General features: G+C 28.1%; 9 protein-coding genes. All 9 read right to left on the bottom strand.

Annotation, left to right across the window (positions count from 1 at the left end):
• Positions 1-186: 186 nt before the first annotated feature.
• The gene (locus HMPREF1983_RS06020; RefSeq protein WP_021753411.1) at positions 187-1,263 is read right to left on the bottom strand and encodes an ABC transporter substrate-binding protein; all 1,077 of its coding nucleotides are present in this window, start codon (positions 1,261-1,263) and stop codon (positions 187-189) included.
• A gap of 1 nt (position 1,264) precedes the next feature.
• Complete coding sequence (locus HMPREF1983_RS06015; protein WP_021753410.1) at positions 1,265-2,065, bottom strand: ABC transporter permease; 801 nt, start codon at positions 2,063-2,065, stop codon at positions 1,265-1,267.
• On the bottom strand, positions 2,065-2,883 hold the full coding sequence (locus tag HMPREF1983_RS06010; RefSeq protein WP_021753409.1) for an ABC transporter permease: 819 nt from the start codon (positions 2,881-2,883) through the stop codon (positions 2,065-2,067). The genes HMPREF1983_RS06015 and HMPREF1983_RS06010 overlap by 1 nt, the downstream gene beginning before the upstream one ends.
• 2 nt (positions 2,884-2,885) lie before the next feature.
• A complete protein-coding gene (locus HMPREF1983_RS06005) occupies positions 2,886-3,974 on the bottom strand; it encodes an ABC transporter ATP-binding protein (RefSeq protein ID WP_021753408.1) in 1,089 nt (362 codons plus the stop codon).
• Between the two features lie 12 nt (positions 3,975-3,986).
• Positions 3,987-4,532, bottom strand: coding sequence for a helix-turn-helix domain-containing protein (locus tag HMPREF1983_RS06000; protein ID WP_040461171.1), 546 nt, complete (start codon positions 4,530-4,532; stop codon positions 3,987-3,989).
• A gap of 219 nt (positions 4,533-4,751) precedes the next feature.
• Positions 4,752-5,522 (bottom strand): TerC family protein, encoded by a 771-nt coding sequence (locus HMPREF1983_RS05995; protein WP_021753406.1) that lies wholly within the window; start codon positions 5,520-5,522, stop codon positions 4,752-4,754.
• 12 nt (positions 5,523-5,534) lie between these two features.
• Positions 5,535-6,296 (bottom strand): hypothetical protein, encoded by a 762-nt coding sequence (locus HMPREF1983_RS05990; RefSeq protein ID WP_021753405.1) that lies wholly within the window; start codon positions 6,294-6,296, stop codon positions 5,535-5,537.
• A 2-nt stretch (positions 6,297-6,298) separates the two neighbouring features.
• Complete coding sequence (locus HMPREF1983_RS05985) at positions 6,299-7,138, bottom strand: hypothetical protein (protein ID WP_021753404.1); 840 nt, start codon at positions 7,136-7,138, stop codon at positions 6,299-6,301.
• Between the two features lie 526 nt (positions 7,139-7,664).
• Positions 7,665-8,555 (bottom strand): phosphate/phosphite/phosphonate ABC transporter substrate-binding protein, encoded by an 891-nt coding sequence (locus HMPREF1983_RS05980; protein WP_040461169.1) that lies wholly within the window; start codon positions 8,553-8,555, stop codon positions 7,665-7,667.
• Between the last annotated feature and the right edge of the window lie 130 nt (positions 8,556-8,685).

Raw genomic sequence — 8,685 nt, 5'->3', positions numbered from 1 at the left:
GTTGCTGTTCAAAGGTTAATTCTTAGTTTTTTAAATATCTTTGATACGATAAAAACTAAGAGAGTTCCTAAGGTTGCCTCCCCACTATAAAATCAGCAACAAAAAATATTTTGTATATAAATATATACTATAATTTCCAAAAATAATAAATTATAATAAAAAGCTGAGGCACATCACCTCAGCCATCTACTGCCTATTATTAATTTTGAATTTTAAAAACAAATCATTATATAATTGTAACATTTTTGGTGACAAATCTTCATATACTTCAACTTTTCCAAATGTATCCAAGTTTGGATAAAATTCTTCATCATCTGTCACTTCTTTCGGTAACAACTCCTTAGCAGCTAAACTTGGTGTTGCGTAACCTATAAATTCAGCATTTTTTGCAGCATTTTCCGGTTTTAACATAAAGTTAATAAATTTATATGCTGCATCTTCATTTTTTGAAGTTTTTGGAATAACGATATTATCAAACCATAAGTTTGTTCCTTCTTTGGGAACGGAATACTCTAATTCCTCATTTTCCGACATAATAGCTGAGGCATCTCCTGAAAAAACTACTGACACCCATGCTTCATTATTTATCATTAACATTTTTTTCTCATCAGCATTAATTGCTTTAATATTTGAGTGCATTAATTCCAGCTTTCTCTCAGCAAGATTTAAATTCACCTCATTTGTATCATTAACAGAATTTCCTTCTGATTGCAAAGCAATACCCATCATTTCTCTTGCACCATCAATTAATAAAATATTATTTTGCAATCTGTTATCCCAAAGATCGTTCCATTTATCAAATTTTAAATCTTTTGGCACCTTGTTTTTATTATAAAGAATACCTACCGTACCCCAGAAATAAGGTATTGAATATTCATTATTATAATCAAAACTTTTATCAAATAATTTTGGATCAAGAGTATCAAAATTCTCTAATTTACTTTTATCTATTTTATTAAGAAGATTTAATTTTTTCATCTTTTTAATCATATAATCTGATGGTATAACAATATCATACGGCGTCGAACCGGATTGAATTTTTGTCAACATCGCTTCATTTGAATCAAAAGTTTCATAAACAACCTTTATTCCTGCTTCTTTTTCAAAATCCTTAATAAGTTCCGGATCAATATATTCGCCCCAATTAAAAATTGTCAATGTTTGTTTATCGCTACCACCTGAACTGTCAATAAATGAACGACTGTATAACAAACCAATACAAACTATCAAAATGGATAAAGCTGTCATTAATAATTTTTTCATGCTACTTTACCTCCCTTTTTAATTTATTTGTATTAAAAATATAGTAAATTGATACCGCTACAACTACAAAAACTGATAATACTGTTGATAAAGCATTGATTTGAAGACTTATTCCTTGACGTGCCATTGAATAAATTTCTACTGATAATGTTTGAAATCCATTTCCGGTTACAAAAAATGTTACAGCAAAATCATCAAGCGAATAAGTTAACCCCATAAAAAAACCTGCCATTATCCCCGGAGTAATGTATGGAATAACAATTTGACTTAATACTTGTTTATAATTTGCCCCTAGATCAATCGCTGCATTAACTATAGAATGTGGCATTTCATATAATTTTGGAAGTACCATTAATACAACAATCGGAATACTAAAAGCAATATGCGATAATAATACTGACCAAAAACCTTGGATATTATCAATACCAAATTGTTTTGAAATAGATGTAAACATTAATAAAAATGAACACCCGATAATCACATCCGGACTGATAATTAGAATATTATTTCCAACAAGATAACTGTTACGTCGCTTTTTTGATTTTAGAGAATAAATTCCCAATGCCCCTAATGTTCCGAAAATTGCTGAAAACAATCCACACAACAATGCAACTACCACTGTATTAATAACAATAACAAGCATACGACTGTTTTTAAATAGCTCCGTATAATGAACCAGAGAAAAACTATCAAAATTAATCATTGTTTTCCCGGCATTAAATGAATAATATGCTAAATAAATCAACGGAATATACAAAATAGCAAAAATAGTAACTAAATATATTTTAGAGCCTAATTTCATTATTTTCTACCTCCTATACCTATCTTATCTTTTGTATTTGTTAATATCATAATAATTCCCATTACAACTATTAAAAATACTGCAATCGTTGACCCAAGTCCCCAGTTTTGAGTTACTAAAAAATGTTCTTCAATCGCCGTTCCAAGATTAATAATTTTATTACCGGCTATTAAACGTGTAATCATAAATAATGATAACGCCGGTATAAATGTTACTTGGATACCGGTTTTCACACCATTAATACTTAATGGCAAGATAACTTTCCTAAACGTTGTTTTAAAATCTGCTCCAAGATCATACGATGCTTCAATTAAATTTTTATTAATACCAACTACTGAATTATATATTGGTAATAACATAAACGGTAAATAAATATAGCTTGATACAAAAACAAAACTAAATGAGTTAAACAACAAACTCTGTGTACCAACTCCAAGATATTCTAAAAAACTGTTAACAGTACCATATTCCCCGAACAAACCTAAAAAAGCATACGTTTTTAGCAAGATATTAATCCACGTAGGCATAATGATAAATAGTAAAAGCAACTCGCTATATTTACTTTTACTAATAATAAATGCAAGTGGGCAACTTATAACAAGGCATATAATTGTAATTAAAAATGCGTACCAAAAACTATATAATGTCATTAAAACGTAAGTACTACTAAAGAATACATTATAGTTACTAAATGTAAAATTACCGTTTATATCATGAAATGAATAATATACAATAAGTAATATAGGAAAAACAACAAATAATAGTAACCACGTTATATAAGGAATCATAAAAAATGAACGTGTTTTTTTATTGAACATTTTTATTCCTCCTCTTCATACGACTCAAGTCGTGCATCAAACTCTTCTTCAGTTTCTCCCGGCACCATAATATGTATTGCTTCCGGTTCAAAATTTAAACTTACGGCACTCCCCGGTTTTGCAGCTTTTGTCGAATGAACAATCCATTCGTTGTATTGATCATCTAAACAACAAATTTCATAATGCACTCCGCGAAATAATTGTGTATCAACAACTACTTTGATTTTTCCTTTATCCTCCGCCGTAATTTCTAAATCTTCCGGCCGGATTACAACTTCAACACGTTTATTTTTATCAAGTCCGGCATCAACACATTCATACTCTTTCCCATAAATTTCTACTAAATAATCATCTAACATAACAGCATTAACGATATTAGACTCTCCTATAAAGTCAGCTACAAAACGATTAACAGGTTCATCATAAATATCTAACGGTGTACCGCTTTGTTCTATTTTCCCATGATTCATCACAAAAATATAATCACTCATCGCTAATGCTTCTTCCTGATCATGAGTTACATAGATAAACGTAATACCTGTTTGTTGTTGGAGTTCACGCAGTTCATACTGCATTTCTTGTCGTAACTTTAAATCAAGTGCTGATAAGGATTCATCAAGAAGTATAATTTCAGGTTCATTAACAATAGCACGTGCAATAGCAACACGTTGTTTTTGTCCGCCGCTCATTTCATTAATATCACGCTTTTCAAAACCTGATAAATTTACTTGTTTAAGTGCTTTTTTTACTTTTTTCTTTATAATCTCTTTATTTATCTTTTTTATTTTCAAACCAAAAGCTACGTTTTCATATACATTCATATGAGGAAACAGTGCATAATCTTGAAATACAGTATTTACATGACGCTTATTGGCCGGCAAAGCATTAACTACTTTATTATCCAGTAAAACATCTCCTGTTGTCGGGCTAAGGAACCCTCCGATTAATTTTAAAATAGTACTTTTCCCACAACCGCTTGGACCTAACAAAGTATAAAATTTGCCCTTTTCTATTTCTAAATCAATATTTTTTAGTACCTTTGTATTCCCAAAAGACATTGATACATTTTTAAATTCCACAATATTCGCCATTTTTCTCTCCTTTTATAAATATGAATTTGTCGCTACTATAAGAATTTCACATTTTTCATCAAACGGATTTGATAATCGATGTTCTGATGTAGCCAAAAAATAAAATGATTCATTCGCTTTAGCTATAAATTCATCATCACCAAGCATTAATTTACATTTTCCTCTTAAAACATAACACAACGTTTCCGATTCTGACGGATCGAAAGTTTTATAACTGCTATTACTCTCTAAAGTTAGTATTAAAGATTCCATTTCTTTTTCATTAGATTCCGGCACCAACCATTTAAGTTCATAACCTTCATCAGTTTCTGCATAACTAGTTTGATCATCTAATGAATAATATACTTTTTGACTTGCACTTTCTTTATCAAAAAAATCTTTTGGTGCACATCCTAATACTTTTAATATATTAAAAAAAGTTTCCATAGATGGCGATGCTAAATCTCTTTCCACCTGAGAAATATATCCTTTTGTGAGATCAGTTCGTTCTCCAAGTTCTTCTTGTGTTAGATTCTTTTGAATTCTGAGTCTTTTTAATCTTTCACCAATTGAATACATATTAAATCCTTCCATAAAGTTTACTATTATAAAACTCATATTTATAAAAGTTTTATAATAGTAAACTAATTGTTATTAAAGTTATTTATTATTAAACATTAAGTTTAATAATACTGTTAACATAAAATATATAATACGATATTTTTTAAAAAAAATCAAGTAGTTTATAAAAAATTACACAAAAAAACTCAAGCAATTTTTATCGCTTAAGTTTTCATTTTAAATTCTTTTTGTTTCAAATTTATCCGATATTAATACTCCCCAGATCAATAACCCTAATAATACCGCCCAAAATATTACAGTCCATAATGTCGAATGAGGAAAATGCTCAGGAATCAATGCTAATGCCGGATGAGCTGCCGCTATGACAAATAGTTTTATACCTACCCACGCAACAATAAGAAATGCTGCAATTTCTAAACCCGGTTTTTTTTCAAGTATTCTTATAAAAATATTAGCTGCATACCTCATAATAATAACTCCAATAAAACCGCCTACTACCATTACCAAGAACTGCCCTAAATTAATTCCACCTATTGACGTCTCGGAAATATGAGGTAATGTTATCGCTATGGCTACTGCTGCTAAAATTGAGTCAATAGCAAATGCGATATCCGTTAACTCAACTTTTAATACTGTTAGCCAAAATCCACTTTGTTTTCTAGGTTTTTTTTCCTCATGATGTTCTTCCGGATGTTTTCTTTTATCAAAAAATTCTTTTATATGACTAACAGCCATATAAATTAAATATAAACCACCTATTACCTGAATTTCCCAATACTGCGCTAAAATGGTAATTAAAAAAATGGCAATTATCCTAAAAAACAATGCTCCAGCTAATCCGTACAATAAAGCGTGTTTTTGTTCTTTTAGTGGTAGATGCCTTACCATTATCGCAAGAACAATGGCATTATCAGCTGATAATAAGCCTTCCAATATAACCAAACTAAATAATACAATTACATATTGAACCAAAACCTGCGAATCCATTAAAACTCTCCTTTAATCTATTACTTTTTTAAAAATTTTTATTATAAATATTACTATTACCAACCCTATTATATTTAATCCTAATGGTAAAAAAGTATTTATTTCAAAAGTCACATTGTAGTCTAAGCTGTTAAATGCCTTATCAAAAACATTAAAAATACTATTATTTAAAAGGTTACCATAAATTTCAGGTAATCTCTCGCTTAGAACTTTTACAAGAACCCCTGAACCTATAAAGTATAATAATGATAATGAAATTGCCAAATTTGTATTATTAAACAACGAAAGTGCCAATAAAAATATCAAATTAGCAAATAATAACAACAAAAATAGTTGAACAATATATGTTAATAAATGCCCATTCGTCAATAAATCTCGTACTATTTTCACCAGAATATCCCTTTTTTTTAGAAAAAGAACGGTAAAAACTCCTAATAAAACAACAATGTTATAAAGAAAAAAATATACTAAATTAGCAAACACTGCGAAAAAATCTCTAACAGATTTTACTTTTCTAACTTCTAATAAAGTCACAACTTTTGTTTTATAATCCTCACGATATGAATAAATATAATTTATTCCCATTATAAAAATAACAAGCACCAAGATAATTTTAATAATCACATTGAAGATTGTTTCAATCTCAGATATTTCAAAAAACTGGGAGATACTATTTAATTTATAACTTAAAAAGGAACCAATAAGTAAGGTAATTATACCAAAAAGATAATTAAATTTTCGTTTAAATATTTTTGCAAATTCTATTTGTAACATTTTTAATCACCTTCTTCTTCGTATAATTTTATTTTTTCTCCAAGATTTCTAATCTGATATACTTCAATATTATTTTTCAATAATTCATAAACTATATCTTCAAGCACTTCTTCTCTTACAACAATTTCTTTATCATTATAAATTGTGTATTGATAATTTTGCAGAATAATTTCTAAATCATCTTGATGAGAAACTGTGACAGCTGCCAATTTTTTTATTATTAATAAATCTTTCAGTAAACCATAATATGATTTTTCACAATTAGAAATTACGATGACAGTATTCGCCAATTCTGTTAATCTATTCAACATTGTATCTAAAATAACTACTGTTGTTTTTCTACTTTTTTCAGTTAACAACAAATTTTTTATCACAATTTTATCTTCTTTTGATAGAGAATTATCTATATCTTCTATTATTAATAATTTTTGTTTAATAAGTAGCGAAAATAAAATATGAAATTTTATTTTTTCTTTTTTTTCTAAATTTTTATATTTTTTATTTTCATCTATACTTAATAACTGTAATTTTTCTTTTAATTTTTCAGCACTGTATCCTATTTTGAAAATAGTCAACATCTGTTTCAGATTTTTTAGCACGGTTATATTTTCATAAAAACCATAATCATCAATAAATATTATTTTTTCTTTTTCTATTTTTTTATTATCAAAAAGAATATTTCCTTTATATTTTGTCCTATTTTGAAAAGATTCTTTAATAATATTTAAACCTTCCGAGCTATCACTTATAATTGACAAAATTTCTCCTTTATCAATTTTAAAATCCAACTCTAAAGAAGTATTTTTGTTTATTTTTTTTTTATAATTATTAAATTCTAACACTACTTTTTTCCCCTGAAGTTAGTTTAAATTATTTCCTATCTATCTTATTATAATACCATTGCTTGCACTCATTGTCAAAACTCATGATATATCAGTAATAAAATTTTTTATTTTATATTATCTTCCTAAGTAATTATGTAAAATTTTTGTTCCATATTGTGATATTTTATCTTATTAAAGTATTCAAAATTCACTTTCTGTATAACTATACAATTATTACTTTAAAGTTAGTTAATAAAAAAAACTCTTTGTCAAATACAAGAATAGAATTTTTACCTTGCCTAATATTTGACAAAGAGCAAAAAAAGAGTTACTTCAAAATAAGGAAAGTGACCCAAATATCATGATTGAAAATCAAATTTGCAGCGGCACCGTCGCACAGTTTACTAGATTCGAAAAAAGCTCTTTAAAGCATACTTACCAAATCAATAAACCGCCACATCTAACTACTAATAAGTAAATTTCATTAGAATTTTTAGCTTTTAAGTCAACATCTTATTTTGAAATAACCTTTTTATATATTTTATTATTTTACTTTATCTAAATCTACATTCATTATTTTAGCTGTGTCTTCTACTTTTTTATATGAATCCTTATCAACTTCTTGAAAACCTGTAATATTAAACATTTTTTTAAATAACTCGCTCATTTTAGGATCTTTTTCTATATCCTGCAATGCTTGTTTCAATTTTTGTTGTAACTCATTATCCATTTTACTAGAAGCTGTAACCATGATTCCCGGTATTAAATCACTTGATTTCAGTTTTTCTATATCTGTTAATGCATTAGGGAAATCTTTCGCATATTTCTCAGGTACTCCATCAAAAGTTCCAATAACATCAACATCTTTATTTAATAAAAGTTGTAAACTTTTATCATGCCCCCCACTAAATTGATAAGTAATATCTTTATTAAGATCCAATCCGGCTTCTACCAACATTGCTCCCGGATAAATATAACCCGATGACGATGACGGATCTACAAAAGCTACCTTTTTCCCTTTAACGTCTTGCAGCGATTTAATTCCAGAATCTTTTCTTACATATAAATCCGCATAATATCCCGGTTTCCCTGTTGCACCTTTTGATGTTAATAATGGTACAGCATTACTTTGTTTTTGTGCCAACAACGCAGAAAATGGTGGAATAATACCAAAATCAACACTTCCACTTCCGATTCCCTCTACAACACCGATATAGCTACTGGCAGTAAAGGCCTCTACTTTTACACCAAGTTTTTCACTTAGATAATCTGCTATAGGTTGCACATCTTCAATTAATTTTTCACTATTTTTAAGTGGCACAAACCCCATCTTAATCACTTTATTTTCCTGTTTTTTGTTTTCCGGTTTTGCTGAACAACCAACAATACTAAAAATAAATATCATACTAAAAATAGTTAACAATAATCGTTTCATAACTATTACTCCTTAAAATTATTTGATATATTATATCAGTCAAAAATTATTCTATCATATTTCTATGAAGATAGCTAGAAAAAAGTTAAACGCATTCATAATTTTTTAAAAAGATAAGTTGTAAAATAAA

It is taken from the genome of Gemella bergeri ATCC 700627, assembly GCF_000469465.1.
GTDB classification, from domain to species: domain Bacteria; phylum Bacillota; class Bacilli; order Staphylococcales; family Gemellaceae; genus Gemella; species Gemella bergeri.
Note: the sequence above shows the minus strand (reverse complement) of the source record. Positions and strands in the feature narration are given on the sequence as shown.